Source organism: Geobacter metallireducens GS-15, assembly GCF_000012925.1.
Lineage (GTDB): Bacteria > Desulfobacterota > Desulfuromonadia > Geobacterales > Geobacteraceae > Geobacter > Geobacter metallireducens.
The window spans coordinates 1,312,501-1,334,349 of the sequence record NC_007517.1; the positions used below are offsets into that span (position 1 = coordinate 1,312,501).

Here is a 21,849-nt window from a genome sequence, read left to right on the forward strand (position 1 = left end):
ATCTCCCAAGGCTAAATACTACTCTCTGACCGATAGTGCACTAGTACCGTGAGGGAAAGGTGAAAAGTACTCCAATGAGGAGGGTGAAATAGAACCTGAAACCGTATGCCTACAAGCAGTGGGAGCCCCATGTATATCAGGGGTGACCGCGTGCCTTTTGCATAATGAGTCAGCGAGTTACTCTCGGCAGCGAGGTTAAGCTCATAGAGTGGAGCCGCAGCGAAAGCGAGTCTGAATAGGGCGCATGAGTTGCCGGGAGTAGACCCGAAACCGGGTGATCTATCCATGTCCAGGGTGAAAGGAAGGTAACACTTCGTGGAGGCCCGAACCCACTGGCGTTGAAAAGCCAGGGGATGAGGTGTGGATAGGAGTGAAAGGCTAATCAAACTCGGAGATAGCTGGTTCTCCCCGAAATATATTTAGGTATAGCCTCGTGAAGTAAGTAGTGGGGGTAGAGCACTGAATGGGCTAGGGGTCCTACCAGATTACCAAACCCAATCAAACTCCGAATACCACTAACTGTTATCACGGGAGTCAGACTGCGGGTGATAAGATCCGTAGTCAAAAGGGAAAGAGCCCAGACCGTCGGCTAAGGTCCCAAAATCCATGCTAAGTGGAAAACGATGTGGAAATGCCCAGACAACCAGGAGGTTGGCTTAGAAGCAGCCACCCTTTAAAGAAAGCGTAATAGCTCACTGGTCGAGTGGGTCTGCGCGGAAAATGTAACGGGGCTCAAGCATGGTACCGAAGCTGCGGATTCGCATCTTAAGATGCGAGTGGTAGGGGAGCATTGTGTAAGCCTGCGAAGGTCGACCGCGAGGACGGCTGGAGGTATCACAAGAGATTATGCTGACATGAGTAGCGAAAATGCGGGTGAGAAACCCGCACACCGAAAACCCAAGGGTTCCTCAGTAAAGGTAATCTGCTGAGGGTTAGTCGGTCCCTAAGGCGAGGCCGAAAGGCGTAGTTGATGGGAAACAGGTTAATATTCCTGTACCACTTGTCGTTGCGATGGGGGGACGGAGAAGGGTAGGCGAGCCGGGTGCTGGACGTCCCGGTTTAAGCGTGTAGGCGGGAGAGAGAGGCAAATCCCTTTCTCCATTCAACGCTGAGGCGTTATGACGAGGGGGTATCCCCGCAAAGTCGTTGATCCCATGCTTCCAAGAAAAGCCTCTAAGCTTCAGACGGCAGGTGACCGTACCGTAAACCGACTCAGGTGGGTGAGGATAAATGTCCTAAGGTGCTTGAGAGAACACTGGTTAAGGAACTCGGCAAATTGACACCGTAACTTCGGGAGAAGGTGTGCCCTCACTAGGTGTAGCGATTCGCACGTGAAGCCGAAGAGGGTCGCAGAGAAATGGCGGTAGCGACTGTTTACTAAAAACACAGGACTCTGCTAAGTCGCAAGACGATGTATAGGGTCTGACGCCTGCCCGGTGCCGGAAGGTTAAGGGGATTTGTTAGCGCAAGCGAAGCTTTGAACCGAAGCCCCGGTAAACGGCGGCCGTAACTATAACGGTCCTAAGGTAGCGAAATTCCTTGTCGGGTAAGTTCCGACCTGCACGAATGGCGTAACGATTTCCGCGCTGTCTCAACCAGTGGCTCAGCGAAATTGAATTCTCGGTGAAGATGCCGAGTACCCGCGGCAAGACGGAAAGACCCCGTGAACCTTTACTACAGCTTGACAGTGACATTCGGAATAGCTTGTGTAGGATAGGTGGGAGACTATGAAGCTGGGACGCCAGTCTCGGTGGAGTCAACCTTGAAATACCACCCTGGTTGTTTTGGGTGTCTAACCTAGGCCCGTCATCCGGGTCGGGGACACTGTCTGGTGGGTAGTTTGACTGGGGCGGTCGCCTCCCAAAGTGTAACGGAGGCGCACGAAGGTTCCCTCAGGCTGATTGGAAACCAGCCGTAGAGTGCAAAGGCATAAGGGAGCTTGACTGCGAGACAGACAAGTCGAGCAGGTACGAAAGTAGGTCTTAGTGATCCGGCGGTTCTGTATGGAAGGGCCGTCGCTCAACGGATAAAAGGTACTCCGGGGATAACAGGCTGATCTCCCCCAAGAGTTCACATCGACGGGGAGGTTTGGCACCTCGATGTCGGCTCATCGCATCCTGGGGCTGAAGTAGGTCCCAAGGGTTTGGCTGTTCGCCAATTAAAGCGGTACGCGAGCTGGGTTTAAAACGTCGTGAGACAGTTTGGTCCCTATCTGCCGTGGGCGCAGGATACTTGAGAAGAGCTGTCCTTAGTACGAGAGGACCGGGATGGACGTACCTCTAGTGTTCCAGTTGTTCCGCCAGGAGCAGTCGCTGGGTAGCTATGTACGGAAAGGATAACCGCTGAAAGCATCTAAGCGGGAAGCCTCCTTCAAGATTAGGTATCCCTGGGAGCAATCCCCTGAAGGCCCGTTGTAGACCACAACGTTGATAGGCCGGGTGTGTAAGCGCAGCAATGCGCTCAGCTGACCGGTACTAATCGGCCGTGAGGCTTGATCATAATTATTTCCCGAACTATTTGACGGGGGTGGTAACCCCACCCCCCATATTTACCCCGTTAAACATCTCGCTCATGTGATTGGAAAGATACATTTACAAGGTTTCTCGGTGGCTATGCCGAGGGGGTCACACCCGTTCCCATCCCGAACACGGAAGTTAAGCCCCTCTGGGCCGATGATACTGCACGGGTAGCTGTGTGGGAAAGTAGGTCGCCGCCGGGAGTTTTATCCAAAAGCCCCGCTCTCTTCTCTGAGGGCGGGGCTTTTGCTGTTCCTAGTGCTTTTACCCCACCCTCCAATCGCCTCGTTTCCCTCAATCCTAGTTTGACCTTCCCCCCAGAAACTGAACCATTGCAAACTTAGTGATTTCTGTCTAGTGACCTTACCCCGTTTTTTGGTCCAAAAGATGTGTTAGTTTTTCGGTTTGTTGATTTTGGTTCCAAGCATCCAGGAAGTCGCTAGGAGCCCTGTTTTCAAGTGAACTGTGCGGCCGGTTTTCGTTGTAATCTACACGCCATTCTTCGGTTTTCATCTGGGCGTCTTCTATTGAAATAAACCAGCTTTGATCAAGACATTCCTGCCGGAGCCGACCGTTGAAGCTCTCGATGAACGGATTGTCGGTTGGTTTGCCTGGCCGACTGACCTGAAGCTTGATTTTTCTCCGGTGAGCCCATTCATCCAGCGCCTTCGAGGTGAACTCCGGTCCATTGTCGACTTGGATTACCTTCGGTAGGCCATATGTATAGGCCAGACCTTCAAGCACATCGACTACCCGGCGCCCCGAGAGCGAGTTTCCGACCTCAATTGCCGGACTAACACGGCTTACGTTATCGACTATCGTTAAGGCCCGAAATCGCCTACCATCATGGAGGCTATCAGAAACAAAGTCCATGCTCCAACACTCATTAGGTCTCTGCGGTGCAGGATGAGCAACCCTCAAGGCCGAAATTCGCTTTTTAGGCTTCTTGTGGCGCAGTTAAGGCATTCCAACCGGTACAATCGATAAACGCGTTTACGGTTGATCTGCCAGCCTTCCCGAAGCAGCAGAATGTGTAACCGCAAGTACCCAAAGCGAGGACGAGCGGCAGCATGCTCTTTGAGCCGAATGCGCAAGGCAATCTGTTCATTACGGCGATGCCGGTAGCGCTGACTTGAGCGTTGCAATCGTATCAGCCGGCAGGCATGGCGCTCACTCACCTTGAAAGCCACTCGGAGGAACTCAACCAGCTGCCGCTTGCGCGCCGGCTTCACAGCTTTTATGCAATGACCTCCTGAAGCATGTGCTTGTCCAGGGTCAGATCGGCAACTAATGACTTGAGCTTGCGATTCTCGTCTTCGAGTTGACGTAGCTTTCTCAGTTCGGTCACACCCATGCCGGCAAATTGCTTCTTCCAGCGGTAAAAGGTGACTTCAGTGACTCCAAGACGACGGCAGATCTCAGCAACTGGAACTCCTGATTCTGCCTGTCTTATTGCCGCAGCTACCTGCTCCTCTGTAAACCTAGATTTTTTCATTATGCCCCCTTTCGGATTCCGAAAGACTAACACAATTTTTTGGATCAGTTTACAGGGGGAAGGTCACAAGGCCAAATCACTAACTTCCAAATGGCTGGATGATGGGGGGAAGGTCAACCCTGTCCCAGGATGAGATGGTGTGTGGCTCGTGCGGTGGGCGTTGCACAAGCGTCCATGAAACGACCAAGCGCGTAATTCGAGATTTGCCGATTCTCGATGCTCAGACTTATCTGATCGTTCACCGCCGCAGGCTGCTGTGCCCTCAGTGTGGGCCAACGCTGGAGCGTCTGTCATGGCTGGCGAAATACGCCCGCGTGACGCGCAGGCTTGCAGAGAGCGTAGCGCGACTGTGTGGTGTCGTGTCTGTGAAGCACGTGGCGCAGTATCTGGGGCTTTCTTGGGACCAGGTGAAGGAAATCGACAAGCGCTCACTCACAGAGCGGGTCGGCACCGTCGACCTCTCAAACATCGAAGTTCTCGGGATGGATGAGTTCGCCCTTCACAAGGGGCACCGCTATGCGACGGTTATCATCGAGCCATACCGTAAGGAAGTCTTATGGATCGGCAAAGGCAGGAGTCGCGAGAGTATCCGTCCTTTCTTCACGCAGCTTGGCCCACATGGCTGTAAACGGCTCAAAGCGGTCGTGATGGATATGAACGCATCATATGAGGAGGAAATCAAGCAGCACTCGCCCCAGGCAGACATAGTCTACGACCTGTTCCATGTGGTGGCGAAGTATGGCAGGGAAGTGATCGACAGGGTGCGAGTCGATGAGGCAAACCGCCTGAAGGAAGACAAGAAGGCACGGAAGGTAGTCAAAACATCGCGGTGGTTGCTGCTACGAAACAGCGAGAACGTCAAGGGCGACGACATGCTTCGCCTCCAGGAACTGTTGGAGGCAAACCGCAGCCTCCTTACGGTCTACCTGCTCAAAGACGATCTGAAGCAACTGTGGAAGTTTACCTGCATTGAAGAGGCGGGACTATTCTGGGAGCAGTGGCACCAAAGGGCGATGGAGAGTGGAATACCGCCACTCATCCTGTTTGCCCGCCGGCTAAAGGGCTATCTCCAAGGAATCCTCAACCACTGCCTCTGGCCCCTTCACACCGGAATCCTCGAAGGCATCAATAACAAGATCAAGGTGATCAAAAGAATGGCCTACGGCTTCCGGGATCACGAATACTTCTTTCTCAAGATCAGAGCCGCTTTCCCCGGAATTCCCGGATGAACCTGAAAAAAGCCCGGCAATGCCGGGCCTTTTTGGGGTTATGAATGAACGAGTGCTGCTTATACCAGACCGTGAGCGACCATGGCGTCAGCTACCTTGATGAAACCGGCGATGTTGGCGCCGGTGACATAGTTCCCCTTGTCGCCATACTCTTCGGCAGTTTCGTAGCAGAGCTTGTGAATGCCGACCATGATCTTCTCCAGCTTCTTCTCGGTCTCTTCGAAGGACCAGGAATCGCGCTGGGCGTTCTGTTGCATTTCGAGGGCCGAGGTGGCAACCCCGCCGGCATTGGCCGCCTTGCCTGGACCGTAGGCAATTTGGGCCTCGATGAACACCTTGATCCCTTCCGGCGTGGTGGGCATGTTTGCCCCTTCGCCCACGGCAATACAACCGTTCTTCACCAGGGTCTTGGCATCCTTGCCGTTGATCTCGTTCTGGGTTGCTGATGGCATGGCTACCTGGCAGGGGATATCCCAGATGTTGCCGTTGGCGATGTACTTGGCATCCTTGTGGTAGGTGGCGTAATCGGCGATCCGGCGACGCTCCACTTCCTTCAGCTGCTTGATCAGTTCCACATCAAGCCCTTTCTCGTGGATGATGACGCCGTTACTGTCGGAGCAGGCAATGCACTTGCCACCCAGTTGGTGGATCTTCTCGATGGTGTAGATGGCCACGTTACCTGAACCTGATACCAGGCAGGTCTTGCCGTCGAAGGAATCTTTGCGTACCTTGAGGGCTTCGTTGATGAAGTATGTGGCGCCGTAGCCTGTTGCTTCCGGACGAACCAGGGATCCGCCGAACTTGAGTCCCTTGCCGGTGAGGACGCCGGCTTCCCAGCGGTTAGTGATCCGCTTGTACTGGCCGAACATGTAGCCGATTTCGCGGCCGCCAACCCCGATGTCTCCTGCCGGAACATCGGTGTGTTCGCCAATGTGGCGATAGAGTTCAGTCATGAAGCTCTGGCAGAAACGCATTACTTCGTCATCGGTCTTCCCTTTCGGATCGAAGTCGGAACCACCTTTGCCGCCACCGATCGGCATGCCGGTGAGGGAGTTCTTGAAGATCTGCTCGAAGCCGAGGAACTTGATAATGCCGAGATAGACGGAGGGGTGGAAGCGGAGGCCTCCCTTATAGGGGCCGAGAGCGGAGTTGAATTCAACGCGGAAGCCTCGGTTGATGTGGACCTGCCCCTTGTCGTCCTGCCAGGGCACCCGGAAGATAATCTGACGCTCCGGTTCAGCGATCCGCTCAATGATTTTGCGCTCCAGGTATTCCGGGTGCTTGGTCACGACCGGTCCGAGGGATTCCAGGACCTCGGCCACGGCCTGGTGGAATTCCACCTCGCCCGGGTTGCGCTTGAGCACATCCTGATAGATGCCTGCGAGTCTTTCGTCGATAAGTTGTGGTGACATGCTTCCTCCTTGTGATGATATTGTGAGCCTGTTCAACATGTGCTCAGAATCGGGTTAATTGCCTTCTTGGCTGGCGCCACTTATATATGCAGAGGGTGCACCAAAAAATGCGCCGACGATGCATAAAGAGGCATCTGCCCGAATTTGCGGCATAATCTATCGTTGTTCGTCGAGTTCGAGATTAAATATTGGTCATTGTGCGATTAATAATTGTACACTGCTGTGTATTTGAAGTACTTAGCGCTGGTTTGTTACTTTGTGAGAGCCTGCAATCGGAATGTCCTTTTGACAAACCCGAAACCAACAGTACACTTTGCTCATTAGAACTTCGCCACTCCTCCCCGAACGGTGGTTTGAGATCTATCGGTGGCTTGTTTGCCTAGGGGAGGGAAGCTGGGAAACCTGAACAAACCACACTGACTGTTTTTGTGGAGAATCCGTGATAAAAGGAGCCGATGCCATGTACGTAGCCCGAGACAAGGACAAGCAACTCTATCTGTTCAAGGACCTTCCCCTCCGGGGCAACGAATGCTGGTGGGCCGAATCCGGGGTCGATGGCACCTACCTTCGTCTCGATAACGCCCTCTTCCCCGAAGTAACCTGGGAGTCGGCGCCACTTCCCGTCTCGCTGGTATCTGCGAGCGAAGGGACTGCCTAGGGACGCTCCAGCAGATCATTACAATGACCGGGGAGGGATTCATGACGAACGCCTATCGACGCGGAAGCACGGGAGCAGAGGTAAAGACAATCCAGACACGGTTGGCGGGGCTTGGGCTTTATAGTGGCGATACTGACGGCATCTTTGGTGGCGGCACCGAAAGCGCTGTGAAGAATTTTCAGCGGAAGAACGGACTGGATGTGGATGGAATCGTTGGGGAGGATACCTGGAAAAAGCTTTTCCACGGTGAAAAGCTGCTGGAGCCCGAAATCGGCAAGCAGACTCTGGCATATCGCTGTCTGGCTCTGACAGGCACCATCGAAACGGGCAAACCGATACCCCACTGCTTTGCTGTCGTCTCTGGCGATTTCGACGGCCAGGGGCTCAGTTTCGGCGCTCTCCAGTGGAATCTGGGCCAGGGGTCGCTGCAGCCGCTCTTCCAGGAAATGGCGGAAAAGTACCCCAGCCAACTGGAGAGTATCTGCCACGACTACTTTCCCGAGTTAAAGGCCATTTTTACCTCCGATAAGGACGACCAGCTCGCCTGGGTCCGCTCGGTCCAGGACCAGCAGCGCTTTAGCCTGTTCGAACCATGGAAGGGGCTTCTCACCACCTTGGGGCGCACCGCTGAGTTCCAGAATATCCAAATAGGCGCCGCAGGCATGCTCTTCAGCGATGCCAAGGACCTCTGTGCCGAGTATGGCCTCTGGTCCGAGCGTGGCGTGGCGCTCATGTTCGACATCAAGACCCAGAACGGGAGCATCTCTCCCTTGGTGAAATCCCAGATCATGGCCGACTTCTCCCGGTTGGGAGGCGACCTGAGTAAGGACGAGACTGAAGAAGCCCGCCTGATTATCGTGGCAAACCGTCGGGCCGAGGCCTCTAACCCGCGGTGGATAGAGGACGTGCGCAAGCGCAAGGTAGCCATCGCCTGCGGTGAAGGTATGGTGCACGGAAACTATCTTCACCTTGAAGACCAGTTCGGCATCGGGCTCAAGCCATTCTGATGCCCGGAGGCGCTAACGCAACCCCCATGAGGAACAAGCTCGTCACAAAGCGTTCCGCCAAGGCGGGGCTTCCCCCCGGCACCCTCGTTCACATCGGCGAACGGCACCGCGAAGCGGCCCGGGTCTCCATTATCGCCTATGACGAGAAAGGCGTTTACGAACAGGCTTCCGACGACCTTGCCGCCTGTTTCCCTCTGCGCAACCAGCCGGAAGTCAGCTGGATCAATGTGGAGGGAATCCACAGCATCGAACTCCTTCAGAAACTGGGCGAATGTTACGGCATCCACCCTCTGGTGCTGGAAGACATTCTCAATACCGACCAGCGCCCGAAGCGGGAGGACTACGGCGCCTACCTCTTCATCGTTCTCAAGATGCTCTCCCTCAAAAACGGCAACAAAGGGGTGGCTGCCGAACAGATGAGTCTCATTCTGGGTGAGAACTTCGTGCTCTCCTTCCAGGAGGGGCTTGCGGGGGATCCCTTCGACCCGGTTCGTGAGCGGCTGCGGGCCGGTCGTGGGAAAATCCGCTCCCTGGGAGCCGATTATCTCGTCTACTCCCTCATCGACGCCATTATTGACAACTACTTCGTTATCCTCGAAAGCCTGGCGGAGCGGATCGAGCGGCTCGAAGAAGAGCTGGTGGCCAATCCGGTGCGCGAAACCGTCGGCAGGCTCCACATCCTCAAGCGGGAAGTGATTTTTCTGCGCAAATCAATCTGGCCCCTCCGCGAGGTGATCAGCGGCCTCGAACGGCGTGAATCGTCCCTCGTCCGCGAAGAGACCGCCATCTACCTGCGCGATGTCTATGACCATACCGTGCAGATCATTGACACCGTGGAAACCTTCCGCGATATCCTTTCGGGGCTCCTCGACATCTACCTTTCCACCCTCAGCAACCGCACCAACGAAGTCATGAAGGTGCTGACCATCATCGCCACCCTCTTCATGCCCCTTACCTTCATTGCCGGTCTCTACGGCATGAACTTCCACTATATGCCCGAGCTCAACTGGCGCTGGGGCTACCCCGCCGTGCTCATCCTCATGCTTCTGGTGATCGGGGGGATGCTCGTCTTTTTCAGAAGGAAGAAATGGATATAGGCCGGCCCCCTATTTGTTCGACTTGAGTTGATCCGGGCTCGTGATACGTACTCCCTGATGGTCGAGAAGCTCGCCGGTGTCGCGCCACAGCTTCGAGACGGCGTACGCGAATGCTTCCGTTGAGTCCTGATGGGCGTTTCGGGCGGCAATAAGGTCGTTTTCCGCATTGATGAAATCCTGAACCGTCGTGGCACCGGCCCTGGTTTGATTCCGGTATTCGTCGTGACGCTGCTCGGCGTACTGAAGTGCTTTTTCCGTCGTCTGTATCTGCAACCGCGCGGAAATAAGCGCCCGCATGTCGGCCTCGACGTCGTTGCGTATCTTCCATACGAGCGCATCGATCTGGTTTTGCACCTGCTCGGTCCTAATTTTGTTTTTGAGATAATCGTTATAGGCGGCGGTGTTGCCCAGCGGCACGTTTAATTGCATGCCCGCCGACCAGTACGTTCCCGGCTTCTGCGCTACCTTCCGGTAGCTTTCCGCAAAGTTGGTGCCGGTCCCGGTGAGGCCCCCGCTGCCGCTGACAGTGAGTTCGGGCAATGTCTGATGATCGGCCACCCGTTCCTGCAGTTGAGACGATTTCAAGGTTATGCGGAGCTGTTTCAGGTCGGAGCGGTACTCCAGGGCAGACTTGACCGCCTGATCCTCCGTTGTCTGCGGCTCCTCTCTTGGGGGCGGATCAACAGGAATGATCCGGGTCTTTTGCTCCATTCCGATCAGGTATCGGAGGTTCGCTTCCTGGTCACTTACACTTCTCTCCGCTTCCACGAGGTCTTTCAGCCTCTGGGCGATGGTGTATTCCGTGTTGGCCAGCTCTATCTTCTGGAGGGCGGTCGGTTTTGGCCTTTTGCGTAATTCTTCGAGGAAATCCTGGGCGGATTTCAGGGCTCCCCTCTTCGTTTCCAGGGTCTGCCGCAAGGTGTAGAGGTGATTGTATGCGGTAATGACGGCCAGAACGGTATCGGTGGTGGTGAAGCGGTACCGTTCCCTTGAATCCTCCAGCGCATTGGCAGCCAGCGTTATGCTCAATTCCATCGTTTGCTTCCCCGCATTTTTCAACAAAGGTTGCGAGAGTGCGAGGCCCGCCGTTGACTGCCAGGTCGAGGTGGATGAGTCCGGGTTGCTGACCTCGGCGTTTGTATAACCGCTTTGGGTTGATGCAGAAAAGTATCCGCCTGTCGGAAGATACTGAGTCAGGCCGATGGAGCCGGTTGAGTATCTGCTGCTGAAAAAGGGGTCGCCCGGAACGGATGTGACTCCGCCCGTGCCGGAAACTACCAGAATCGGGTTATAGATTCCCCAGCTCCGGTCAACGTCCGTTTCCGCCATTGAGTAATTAAGAGATTCGACCCGCAGATCGATGTTCTTGCGGATCGCCATTTCGATTGCCATTCCCCGTGAAAGACTCAATGTATCCGGTAAGGTGTCGCAATGGCCGGTGCTTGCGGAGAGGGCCATTGCCAGCGGGAGCGCATACCGGACGCTGACCTTTAGGATCCCCCGGAACTGTTTGGAGCATGTTGGCGGATAAGTAAAGTCCATGATTAGCCCTCCCATCGGTAAGTGGGCTAATTATAACATTGTCGGGTGCGATTTCATGGGGGGGGGATTTGATGTCGTGGGAGGACAAAAGAAAAAAGCCCTCCCCGGGGAGGGGAGGGCTCTGTTTGGTGGTGTTACCGAGAGTCACTGACCGGCAGCAAGAGAGGTGATCTGAGCGGCGGTCAGAGAGCTGCTGAGGTAGCCCATGCCGCCGATGTTGCCACTGATGGCGCTCTGAATGGCGGCAGCGGTTTTACCTTGCTTCGAGGCGCCATGGCACCCGGCGCAGTACTGGTTGTACAGAGCCCAGGTCTTGGCTGGAACCGGAGCCGGAGCGGGAGTAGGAGCCGGGGTCGGCGCAGGAACCGGTGTCGGAGCAGGTGCCGGGGCCGGAGCGGGCGTAGGTGCCGGCGTCGGCGCCGGGGTCGGTTTGGGGGCCGGTGCAGGGATAGGCTTGGGAGCCGGCGCGGGAGTCGGGGGGACCGGCGTCGGGTTCGGCCTGGGAATCGGAGCCGGTTTGTGGTTCTTGCTCTCCTTCTCCTTCTTCTCCCGTTCCTTTTTTTCCTTCTCAGCCTTTTCCTGGGAAGCCTTCTTTATTTTCGTTGCATAGTCGTCGTCGGCATGTCCTGAGGGAATTACCGCTGTTTGTCCGATTGTCAGTGCCAGAAAGAGTACTGCCATCTTCAAAGTTTTAGACATGTTTGAAACTCCTTGCATTGTGTTTTTGATCATCGTTGAAATCCCTTTCATCTTTTTTTTCATCCGTGATTACGTTCAGCAATGACTAGTTGCAGATGTCCTGCTCGTCATTAACTGTGTCTGTCCCATGGTTATAAGTATCAGAAGCATGGTGACAGAAGGTTCCCCCTTTCCTGGTTCTTCGCATCCCGGCTCTTTTGAGGCTGCAGTCAACAAAAAAGCCGGGTTGCGAATATCTGGTGATATTTCGGCAACCCGGCTGTCTCAGTAAGACCCTGTAGGCTTTCCGCCCCATTCTCACGAATGGTTTAGTATTATCGACTATCGATATTGAAGATAGAGACGGGGAAAACAGAACAGCCGGGGCCGATTATCATAATGATATTTCGGCAACCCGGCTGTCTCAATAAGACCCTGTAGGCTTTCCGCCCCATTCTCGCGAATGGTTTAGTATTGTCGTCTATCTTCCCTGCAAAATTTTTATCTGACAGTACATGATCAAAAATAGAACGTCAACCTAAAAAAACAAAAAAGAAACAAAGAGGTCTCAGAATCGGTAGCCGATCCCTCCCATAAATATGTCGCTATCCCGATTATAGTTGGTAATGACGCGGTTCCAGGAGGCCCTGATAAGCCAGTGTGGCGTCAAGCGGAAACCGGCCGAAGCGGTGAAAATGGTGGGGATGAAGACCTCATTGTCGTTCTGGCGGCGACGGTCCACGGCAAAATAGGGCCCGAAACCGATGCCGAGCGCCACATGATCGTCAAAAAAGGGCCGTGCGAGCCAGAGCTGGGTGGTCAGACCGTACCGGTCGCACAGCGTGCTTCGCCCCTCGTAAAGGGCTGCGGCGGTCATCTCCACGAAACGCCAGATCCCCCGCCGGTATTCGAGGCTGAGAGCCTGCGAATGCCCGTCCCCCGGGACGTTGACGATTGTCTGCCCTCCGAGAAGCGTCAGTTCGTTTTCAGTTGTTCTCTTTGTCTGGGGGGGCGCCTTGGCAAGCGGACCCGGCTTGGGCGGAGCATCGAGCTGGTAGCCTATCCCAACAAGGGCCGAGACGGTGTCGAAGCTGGCGTTTGCCTTGACCCAGTAGGTTTGGAGCTGGAAGATCACGCGGCTTTCCGTGTACCAGGTCGCGGCCAGGCTGTACATGCTCGCCAGGCCGTGGACATCCTCGGATGGGGTGCCGGGAGGCGGATGGGTCGTGTCGTAATAGTACATGACGCCAATGCCGGCGGCCAGGGAGAGCTGGGGGTGGAGCTGGTTGGTGCGGAGCCAGAGGTTGAAGGAGTTGCCGTCGCGATGGTGCTCGGGAAAGTGCCCCTGGTTCAGATACGAAAGACTGAAGGCGAAGTGCTCCCCAAGCCCCTCCAGATATTCGATCTGATAAGCTCCAGCCTTGCGGTTCGGGTTTGAATCTACTCCGTATCCGCCGAGTATGTGAATTTCTTCGGCAGCGACCGGAGAAGCGAAGATAAGAAGCAGCATTGCCAGTGCGAGCCTTCGCATACCTACCTCCTTTCGGAACCTCTCACAATTTCCCTTCTCCCACTTCCACCGCATCCGAATAGACCAGCCGCCGCTCCCGGCCCGAGCCGAACCGCTCAGTGAGCCCCGCTTCGGGCGCGTCGCCCAGGAATGCCTCGTACTCCTCCACCACCACCCGGAAGAGGGCATCGGGGTCATCGACGGGGAGGGTGATGGTCCCTTCCCAGACGGAGAGGGTTTTGAGGGCCTGGGCGTTGAAGAGGGTGACCGGCGCCATGGAGACCGGCACCCACCCCATGTCCCCCTCGCCGGGGCCGAGCCACCGCTCCAGCCGGGCCTCGATCTCGCCGGTGCAGTTGAAGGAGGCGTTTCTCCGGTAGCCGGTGCCGGAGACGGTGATCCGGAGCGCCGTCGGGTCGGCGGCGTCCCGGGCCACCCAGCAGATCCGGTCCGGGGCGAACTGGGCGAAGTCGGCCAGCACCACCCGGGAAAGCTCGGCGCCGGCAATGGATTTCGGCTGGTAGCGTACCAGGGCCAGCCGCACGAAGGGATAGTAGGAGTCGCCGGCATCGATGTCCAGATCGCAGTAAAAGAGGTGGCGTTCCTCGTCGTACCCCACCCCATGGCCGGCCACGGCCACGAGGGTGTCGGGGCGCTCCTCGATGGTGAGGGATGTCTGCACCGCCACGGCTTTCGTGAAGTTCTGGAGCGACGGCACCTGCTGGGTGGGGCCCGAGAGCCAGATGGGGTCGCGCCCCCACTGGCTGGCGTAGGGCTTCAGTTCGTCGGGCACCTCGATCCGCACGAAGGTGTCGCGGATCGGCTTGCCGGAAAGGCACCAGTCCCGCTCGCCGGGCCAGACCACTACCCCCAGGAGCTCGCCGTCGCCGGAGGAGAACCAGGGTTCCTCCAGGTAGAGGCGCAGTCCGCCGGTGCGGCGGCTGAAGGTTCCCCGCTCGTCCTCTCCTGCCTCCCAGCCGAAGGTGGGGACCACGTAGAGGAGGTTCGGCGCCAGGGGGCGGCCCGAGTTGAGCACCTCCGTCTCGAAGAGGTGGGTGGCGGAGGCAGGGGGAAGCTCGGCCTTGGGGGGCCGGGTCAATTCGTCGCTGGTGAGGGAAGGGTCAAAGTAGTCCCGGAATCGGGTGGTGGCGGTGGCGTAGTAGCTGACCTTGCGGTATTTGGTGTCGCCGAATTCGTGGCGACGGCCCCCCCACGGCACCGACGGGGTGTCCGGCGAGGCCACGGGGAGGTCGAAGGCGTGGGATTCGCCGCTCTTGCGGGCGAAGCCGATGCCGGTGGGCTCGCTCCAGAGGGCCAGGAGGTCTACCTTGCCGGTGCTCGGGGCGTGGACCCCCACTGTCCCCCCGACGGTGGCGAAGGTGTCCCCCAGGGCAGCTTTGCGGGGATTGAGGGCCTCGATGACCGGCGGCGCCAGGGGCTGCTGCACTGCGTGGACGAGGGTCAGCTCCCGGAAGGGGGTGAGCATCCAGTGGAGCCCGTCCAGGGCCAGCTGCTTCAGCCGCGCCCGTTCCTCGTCGTCAAAGGCCTCATCCTCGATCCACTTCCAGACGGCGAGCTTCTCCAGATCGGCGGGGGTGACGCGGGAACTAAGCCGCACCTTTGCCACGGCGGCCTTGGGAAGCTCCACGGTGAGGATGCGCTCCGTCGAATCCCAGGTGGGCGGGCCGTTCCCCTCGATCATGGCGATGCGAAACGGTTTCCCCTGCCACCAGCCGGGGGCGGCATCGAAGGTTATGGCCTGACTTGACTCGGGCGCCGTCCCGGGAAGCCCCCGCAGGACCGCCGCGGCGGCGAAGGGGTCGGCCAGGTAGGGGACCTCGGTCGGGAGCGCTGCCGGGTTCGGGTAGACCTCCGGGATGGCTGCCGCATCCTTGGCGGCCAGGCGGTTCCAGGTGGTCGGGGTGGCGTCAACCCCCGTGGGAGTGTCTAGGAGACCGTACTGCTCGATGGTGGCCACGGCGGTCCGGGGGGGGAGGAGGAGCCGCTCCGACATTTCGGGCGAGATGGTGCCGTCGTCGGCCGGGGTGTCGTTGTAGCTCCGGATGACGAGGTGCGCCGTCGACTCCCCCGGAAGGTTCGAGAGGGGGACGGCTGAGACGATGGCCACGGCCGGCGCTTCCACGGGCTCGAAGCGGCGGTAGGTGACTTGCGGCGAGGCCTGGGATGCGTCGGTGGAGTCGTAGGGGAGGCTGTTGCCGGCCACGTCCACGGACCGGGCCCGGATCCGGTAGGTGCCGCCGAACCGCAGGCGTGGGAGAGTTTTGGGGGTCGGCTCGGCCGTGATCTCCAGGTTGAGGGAGGTTTTCGAGGGGTTTCTCGCCTTGCCGTCGGGTCCCAGGTTCTCGCCGTGGCTCAGGCCGTCGTTCTGGATCGCCTCGCCGGGGCGCGGGGCCACCAGGCTCCAACCGTCCCAGTGGAAGAGGGCCTCGTGGAGGTAGAAGTCGTTCTTCGTGGGGTCCACGTCCTGCATGGCGGCGGCGGTGACGGTCCCTTCGTCCGAGTCGGTGATGGTGGCCTGGGGGCCGGCGAGACGCCCCACGCGGTAAGTGACGCCGCGCCGGCAGAGGGAGCGCCAGATGCCGGCGACGTCCTGCACGTCCACCCGGAACCCGCCGGTCACGTCATCGGCCCAGAGTTCCGGCGGGTTCTGGGGATTGAGGTTGGTGTTGGCCTGGGTCACGGTCTTGAAGGTGTTGGCCAACCGCACCGCCCGGCCGGTCCGGAGCACCGAGACCCCGCCGGAGCGCAGGGCCGGGAGGCCGTCGTCGTTGGTGGAGTCGGCGGTCCTGAGCCGCCCCTGCTGTCGCATCTGGAGCTGGTTGGCGTAGTCGATGGCCTTCAGGGCCGCGCCGTCCGCGTCCACCTGCTGGATGCTGAAGTCGGTGGTGCCGAGCCGGAGCATGCCGTCCGCCAGGTCCGACGTGGCCGCCGGTGCCGGCAGGAAGCGCTTCTTTGCCGTATCGAGGAGGTAGTGGACCCGCAGGGGCTGGTCGTCGCTGACGAATTCGTGCCCCACGCTTGCCACCTGCACGGTGCCGCCGGCGGGCTGGCCGGCCAGGGGGACGCTCACCTCGATCACGAGCCCGAGCCGCCGCATCAGGAGGGGGTGGTTCCCCACCATGGCCACGGCCTCGTGGAAGTCGAAGTCGGGCACCGGCACCGGGTTGTCGCGGTTCCCCCCCTTGAAACGGTGGAAGTGCTTGGCCCGGAAAAAGTCCATGGCCGGCTCCGGCGGCCCCGGCGGCAGGGCCGTGGTCTTCAGCCGCTTGTACCGGCCCAGGAGGTCCGCTTCCAGATGGTCGTCCAGGTTGAACCACTCGCGCCCCTGCCCCTCCACGGTGCGGACCAGGGTCGCCCCCTTCTGGGCCAGCTCGGCGATCAGGGGAAGATCGGTGGGGGAGGCGACCCCCACGGCGGCGTAGAGCTTGCGCAGGTGCTCCACCACGTTGGCCACCGGGAACGAGTGGATGAGCTGCTTCGACTGGTCCGCAGGGACAAAGGAGCGGACCGAGGTCTCCTCCGCCGGAAAGAGGGCCTGCCAGAGGGCCGGGTCGGCCCCGGAGGGGATGATGGTTGCGGCCACTGGCGCCTGGCCGCTGAACTGGATTGAGATGGTGAGGGGCTGGGCCGGCCAGTTGGTGAAGGGGGGAAAGGCGCTGAGCTTCAGAGGCGGTCCCTCGGTGTCGAGCCGGGGCGATACCATCACCGACAGGAGGAGATTCTTTCCGTCAGCGCTCATACCTTTCGGAAGAGCGGTCCATATGATTGTCTGTTTCATGGCAGTTACCCCCTATGCAAACGCCGCGGCGTAGGCTTCCCAGCGCGGCTGGGGCATCATGACGCCGAAGGGCGGATCTCCGCTGGACCCGGCGAACTGTTTTCTCATGGTGACGGTGACGCTGGCGCTGAAGAGGAGCACCTCCACCTTCACGGAAACCCGGCACTCGCCCCAGGCCTTGCCGGAGCCGAAGTCGTAATCGAGCCCCAGGTAGAATTCCAGCGATACGGTGATGAGGCCGATGACTTCCAGGGCGCCGTTGGCCCGCACGTATCCGGTCAGCTGCGAGTGGTCGGTGCTCACGTCGATCTTCAGGTAGATGCCGGCCATGAGGGAGATGCCGCCGCTGGCCACCCCCAGGTCGATGGCCACGCAGCCCCCGAACTCCAGGGAGGCCTCCAGGGTCTCCACCCCGTCCATCCCCACGGCCAGGGCGAAGAACCCGCCGCCGCCGAAGGGGGCCACCGACACGGTGAAGGGGCTCTGCCGCTCCGAGAGGTTGAAGCGGAGCCGCATCGGCTCCCCGGTGAAGGGGAGGGTGAGCCGGGCGCCGAGGGCGATGTTGGCGATGGAAACCGCCCCCACCGAGACCGCCGGGATGGTGAGGGAGTAGCCGGCGGTGATCCCCTGGGGAGTCACGTCCAGGAAGGGGGGATCGGCGAAGTTGGCCGGCTGCAGGTAGTTTCGCAGCTCGTTCACGAACTCCAGGGCCCCGGTGAAGGTGATATCGGCGATTTCCACGTGGACGTCGGGCTTCTTGCCGTCCACGGAGGTGAAGGAGAACTGGTCGAACTTCACCGTCACCACATCAGCCAGGTTGATGGTGAAATCGACGATTTTTCCCGTCAGCTGGAAGGCCTTGCCTCCCCCCGCCTTGGGGGTCTTGAGGAGGCTGTCGAGGGTGAGCTTTGCGGCGGCCCCCTTCACGAAGGGGCCACTGGCCTTGAGTTTCGTGGTCTCCCAGTGGAGCGTCGTGGTGATCTCGGTGGCGCTGTTGGCGGTGACGAGCTTCGGGGCCTGGTCCAGGAAGTCGCCGGGGATCAGGGCGTCGAGGATGTCGGCCAGGGTGATCCCTCCGAGGAGCTGGGCGTTGAGGCCGGCGAAGAACTGGAGTGGGTCGAAATTCCCCTCGGCGAAGCTGTCGGCCGTGTCCCCCACGGTCCCCAGCTCCCGGGAGAGGCCGCGGATCGCCATGCTGGGGGTGGCGACCCCGCCTGAGCGGTCGGAGCTCTTCCCGGCCGTGTAGTCCAGGGAGGGGGCTGGAACCATGGCCGGCACCTGGGCGAAGAGCCCTGCCTTGTTCTTCACCGGGTCGAAGCTGTGCTCCAGATACCGGGGAGCCAGCTCCACCGTGGCCGGATCGTTGCTGCCGGTCATCTGCCGTAGGGCTGCAATGGCGATCTGTGCCTGGTCCAGCTTCGGGTAGCAAGGTGGCTCCCGGGTGCCGTCGGCGGGGGAGAGGGCCGCAAAGCTCAGGGCCGCCGTGTCGAAGGTGGTCTTGCCAGCATACCCCGTCGACTCGGCCATGGCCACCTGCTGGCCGCCGAGGGTGGTTGCGCGCCGGTCCTTCTCCTTGGGGGCGTTGTAGGCATCCACCGCCACCTTGATCTCGGCGGCGTTGTCGAGCATGTCGGAGCGGACAAAGGCCAGGGGCATCACGAAGTCCACCTCGTGACCCTCCCAGTCCCACCCCTTCAGGTGGAAGAGGAAGTCGCCCGGCCCCACTCGGGGCCAGAAGGCGGCGATGGGTGGCGTTCCCACCGGCCCCCCGAGGGGGCGCTGGCCCGGATCGGCACCCAGGGGGGATTCCTGGGGCGGGTTCAGGTTGGGGGTGACGACGGTGGTTATCCGGACCCGCCGCAGGGGGGTCTCGCGGCCGCTGAAGGCGTAAGCACTGCCACCGTAGGTCCGCTCCGGCTCCCGGACGATGATGAACATCCGCTGCCTGATGTACGCCACCGGGTCGCCGGTGGGAGAGAGCTCCACCTTCCGCTCGCTGATTTTTACCAGGGACGCCCGGTGGCCGAAGGGGAAGAGGAACCCCTTGTAGACCACCCGCACGAAGTGGTCGCGCCCCATGGTGGCCCGGTGCCGCCACTGCTCCACGGAGTATCCCGCCGGCGGCGACAGCTGGAGGTTGCTGTCGAGCCACCCCCCCAGGGACGAGAGCATCAGCTTGTTGATGGAGACCGGGGTCGGCGTGCCGATGGTGAAGTCGGCGGTCAGGTCCACGATCTGGCGCCGGTCGTCCTGGTCCATGGGCATCAGGAACGGCTTGTCGAAGTCGGTAGGGATGTCGTGGTCACGGGACCAGATGGCCCGCACGGTCCGGTACTGGTGGGGCTCCTCGGTGACTGCCTCGCCGGCGCGCACTGCCAGCCGCGTGTGCCAGAGCTCGGTCCGGCCGTCGCGGGTCACCGGGGCGTTGGCGTGGACCCAGGTGCCATGGTGGTTGGGGGAGATGATCAGGCGGAAGGGGAGCTCGATCTGTGTCGTGGTGGCCGAGGGGGGGGCCGGCTTCAGGAGGAGCCCCGGCAGGATGCTGATGGTGTCGATGGGGCGCAGGTTCCCGAGGACCGTCTGACGTGCGAGGGTTGCCGTCACCCGCTGCACTGGCGCGGCGCGGTTCGTGAGCGCCACCGGGGGGCGGTTCCAGAGGGGTGCCGCCACCTTGAAGATCGGCTCGGGGCCCGGGAGGATGATGGGGGGGAGACCCGGCCGCTTCAGCCGCACCGATCCCGGCAGGGCCGTGGGGGCCAGGGACGGGGTGAGGGGTTGCCAGTCGAGGATGGTCGCGCCGTTCAGGAGGAACGCCTGGTCCCCTTGGGGGAGGGAAAAGACGAGGCGGCTCTGCTTTGCCATGAGGGCCTTCACCGGCGGCGACGGCGGGTTGGCGATGCTCGGCCCTTCCTTCACCTGTTGAGCCGGGGGCATGTCCGAATCGCTTACCTTGTAGCTCGGGTCCGCCTCGAAAAAAGTCTCCTCGCCGATGCTCTGGGGGGGGAAGACCACCGCCAGGTAGGAGGGGCCCGTGGTCAGCGGCTGGAGGCGCCGCGTCGTCCCTTCGGTCACGAGCCGCAGGTTGGTCCACCGGTACCCCAGGTGGAGGAAGTCGTCGCGCCGGACCACGGCCAGGGAGGTGTTGCGGGGGAGTCGCACCGTGGTGCTGCCGGCCGCCGCATCGATCTCAACATGGCCAAAGGTGGGTTGGAGGGTGCCCGGAAGGGGCCGCCAGGTGACGAGGACCTCGGACCGGGGGGGGGCCGGTTCGGGGCGGACCAGCATCCCTTCCACCCGGGGGGCGCTCTTCATGAGGCTCAGGCGGCAGACCATGACCGGCGGGGTTGCCCCCATCTGCAGGATGCCGGTGGAGGGAACCTGGCGGGACTGGGCCAGCAGGAGGCTCACCCCCGGGCTGTGGAGCCAGAAGGGGGCCTCGTCCACCTGGGCCACGAGCCCGGCCACATTCCGCTGGCGGCTGTCGTCGAAGAGCTGGCCGTAGCGCGGGTTGCGGAGCGGCACACGGAACGGCGCGCCGTCGCTTCCCCGTAGTCCGCCGCCGGTTTCGAGCCCGGCCAGGGTCGGATCGGCCACTGACTGGGCAAAGAGAAAGCGGATGGCCTGGTCGTTAGGGAGGAGCGCCGCTTCCAGGAAAAGCCCGTCGAAGCGGAACCCTCCCAAATGGATGGTGGGGCCGGGCGTCGCGAACTCGGGCTGCAGCGGAAACTGTTGGTCCGCGGCGAAGAGGATGCCGGTCCGCCGCAGGGTGTTCGGGAGGAAGAAGGCCGGGGCGCCCGGCGGCAGAAGCCCCACCAGGGCCGCATCGGCAGTCACGTTGCCGGGAAAGCCGGGGAAGCGGAAACCGTCAATGGTGAGGGTTCCCAGGAGCCAGTCCGCCGTGAAGGCGGCAATGCCGCCCCCTTTGGCATCCAGGGCCGAGGCCGGGCCCAGGGGAGCGCATTCCAGGTCCAGGTGGACCGGCGACAGCGCCAGTTGGGTGCGGGCGAGCCACGGCGACAGGGGAAGGGTGGCGTCGAAGCTTCCGTACTTCAGCCGCAGGCGCAGGGTCCAGGTGCCGTTCACGAGACGGATCGCGGCCCTGAGTGAGGCGGGGATGGTGGTGCCGGGGTAGAAGGCGCCGGCAAGAGTGATATCCACGCCGCCGTCCTTCTGGGTCACCGTCAGGGCGGGAGCGCCGCCAAACCATGCGGTCTCCAGATGCCAGAACTGGCTGGCCCCCTGTTCCTGAAGGGTCAACTGGAGCTGGTTGTAAACGAGCGAGAAGGGACCTATGGTGATGAACTTCGGCGGCGGTCCCTTGGCGGCCGGTTTCGGCGGAGCCGCCTTGGTCCGTGTCGACCGTGGGCCGAGAATGACTTCCCCCGCCTTTCCAAGCCAGTCGAAGGTGGCGTTCCTGGGATCGCGGCGCAGGGCCGACAGCGAAAGCTCGGCAGGGTCGAGCCGGGGGATCTGGAGATCGGCAAGCGTTTCAAACGAGAGGCGAGGGGTCTTCATGCATGCCCTCCTTGGCATATCACATGTTGGCCATCGTGGTGTTATATGGCAATCGAAACGAATGTGTCCCCGCGGAGAAAGGAGGAGGGCGGGGTGGGGGAAATTCTAATTAACAAAAGTGTACTGTCGGTTTCTGGTTTGTCAAAAGGGAGAACGCGCTTACTGATGGGGCGAATTATTGTCGGCTAACCTCTTGATTTTGTTCTTGACGGCCGACCTCTTGACGGGCGATTTTAGGGAAACTTGAATTTTAGACACGACCAGTTTTGCACCAGTAGATAGACGACAATACTAAACCATCCGCGAGGGTGGGACGGAAAGCCTACAGGGTCTCCCCGAGACAGCCGGGTCGCCGAAATATCGCATCGATATTCCGACCCGGCTTTTTTTG

9 protein-coding genes, 2 rRNA genes, 2 pseudogenes and 3 riboswitches (1 of these 16 only partly in view) are annotated in these 21,849 nt (G+C 60.2%); of the genes and pseudogenes, 6 read left to right on the forward strand and 7 right to left on the reverse strand.

Annotation, left to right across the window (positions count from 1 at the left end):
• Both GMET_RS05945 and rrf read left to right on the forward strand, forming a co-directional pair.
• Positions 1-2,499: ribosomal RNA gene (locus GMET_RS05945) — 23S ribosomal RNA — on the forward strand; it begins 457 nt to the left of the window's first position.
• 103 nt (positions 2,500-2,602) lie between these two features.
• Positions 2,603-2,719: ribosomal RNA gene (gene rrf, locus GMET_RS05950) — 5S ribosomal RNA — on the forward strand.
• 160 nt (positions 2,720-2,879) lie between these two features.
• Here the strand turns inward: rrf and GMET_RS18260 are convergent.
• Positions 2,880-4,011: pseudogene (locus GMET_RS18260) on the reverse strand (IS3-like element ISGme7 family transposase).
• Positions 4,012-4,130: 119 nt separating this feature from the next.
• On the opposite strand from GMET_RS18260, the pseudogene GMET_RS05965 reads away from it, so the two are divergent.
• Positions 4,131-5,240 (forward strand): annotated as a pseudogene (locus GMET_RS05965) (ISL3-like element ISGme5 family transposase); the annotation flags it as partial.
• A 59-nt stretch (positions 5,241-5,299) separates the two neighbouring features.
• Here the strand turns inward: GMET_RS05965 and gdhA are convergent.
• Positions 5,300-6,652, reverse strand: a complete 1,353-nt coding sequence (gene gdhA, locus GMET_RS05970; protein ID WP_004512184.1) for an NADP-specific glutamate dehydrogenase — start codon at positions 6,650-6,652, stop codon at positions 5,300-5,302.
• Positions 6,653-7,112: 460 nt separating this feature from the next.
• Between gdhA and GMET_RS05975 the strand changes: the two genes are divergently transcribed.
• From GMET_RS05975 to corA, 3 genes are read left to right on the forward strand one after another with little or no spacing between them, the layout of a single operon-like run.
• A complete protein-coding gene (locus GMET_RS05975) occupies positions 7,113-7,310 on the forward strand; it encodes a hypothetical protein (protein WP_004512183.1) in 198 nt (65 codons plus the stop codon).
• A gap of 41 nt (positions 7,311-7,351) precedes the next feature.
• Positions 7,352-8,317: a peptidoglycan-binding domain-containing protein gene (locus GMET_RS05980; RefSeq protein ID WP_004512182.1), complete on the forward strand. Its 966-nt coding sequence runs from the start codon at positions 7,352-7,354 to the stop codon at positions 8,315-8,317.
• A 26-nt stretch (positions 8,318-8,343) separates the two neighbouring features.
• Entirely contained in the window at positions 8,344-9,414 is a 1,071-nt protein-coding gene (corA, locus tag GMET_RS05985; RefSeq protein ID WP_011365781.1) for a magnesium/cobalt transporter CorA, read from the forward strand.
• A gap of 9 nt (positions 9,415-9,423) precedes the next feature.
• Here corA and GMET_RS05990 read toward each other — a convergent pair whose 3' ends face one another.
• From GMET_RS05990 to GMET_RS06010, 5 genes are all read right to left on the reverse strand, one after another.
• Entirely contained in the window at positions 9,424-10,956 is a 1,533-nt protein-coding gene (locus GMET_RS05990; protein ID WP_004512180.1) for a TolC family protein, read from the reverse strand.
• Between the two features lie 144 nt (positions 10,957-11,100).
• Entirely contained in the window at positions 11,101-11,655 is a 555-nt protein-coding gene (locus GMET_RS05995; protein WP_004512179.1) for a c-type cytochrome, read from the reverse strand.
• Positions 11,656-11,901: 246 nt separating this feature from the next.
• A riboswitch (cyclic di-GMP riboswitch) is annotated at positions 11,902-11,978 on the reverse strand.
• Positions 11,979-12,040: 62 nt separating this feature from the next.
• A riboswitch (cyclic di-GMP riboswitch) is annotated at positions 12,041-12,117 on the reverse strand.
• Positions 12,118-12,202: 85 nt separating this feature from the next.
• Complete coding sequence (locus tag GMET_RS06000; RefSeq protein WP_004512178.1) at positions 12,203-13,165, reverse strand: hypothetical protein; 963 nt, start codon at positions 13,163-13,165, stop codon at positions 12,203-12,205.
• Positions 13,166-13,187: 22 nt separating this feature from the next.
• The gene (locus GMET_RS06005) at positions 13,188-16,943 is read right to left on the reverse strand and encodes a hypothetical protein (RefSeq protein WP_004512177.1); all 3,756 of its coding nucleotides are present in this window, start codon (positions 16,941-16,943) and stop codon (positions 13,188-13,190) included.
• Positions 16,944-16,955: 12 nt separating this feature from the next.
• The gene (locus tag GMET_RS06010) at positions 16,956-21,458 is read right to left on the reverse strand and encodes a hypothetical protein (protein WP_011365782.1); all 4,503 of its coding nucleotides are present in this window, start codon (positions 21,456-21,458) and stop codon (positions 16,956-16,958) included.
• A 280-nt stretch (positions 21,459-21,738) separates the two neighbouring features.
• Positions 21,739-21,815, forward strand: a riboswitch (cyclic di-GMP riboswitch).
• The last annotated feature ends 34 nt before the right edge of the window (positions 21,816-21,849 follow it).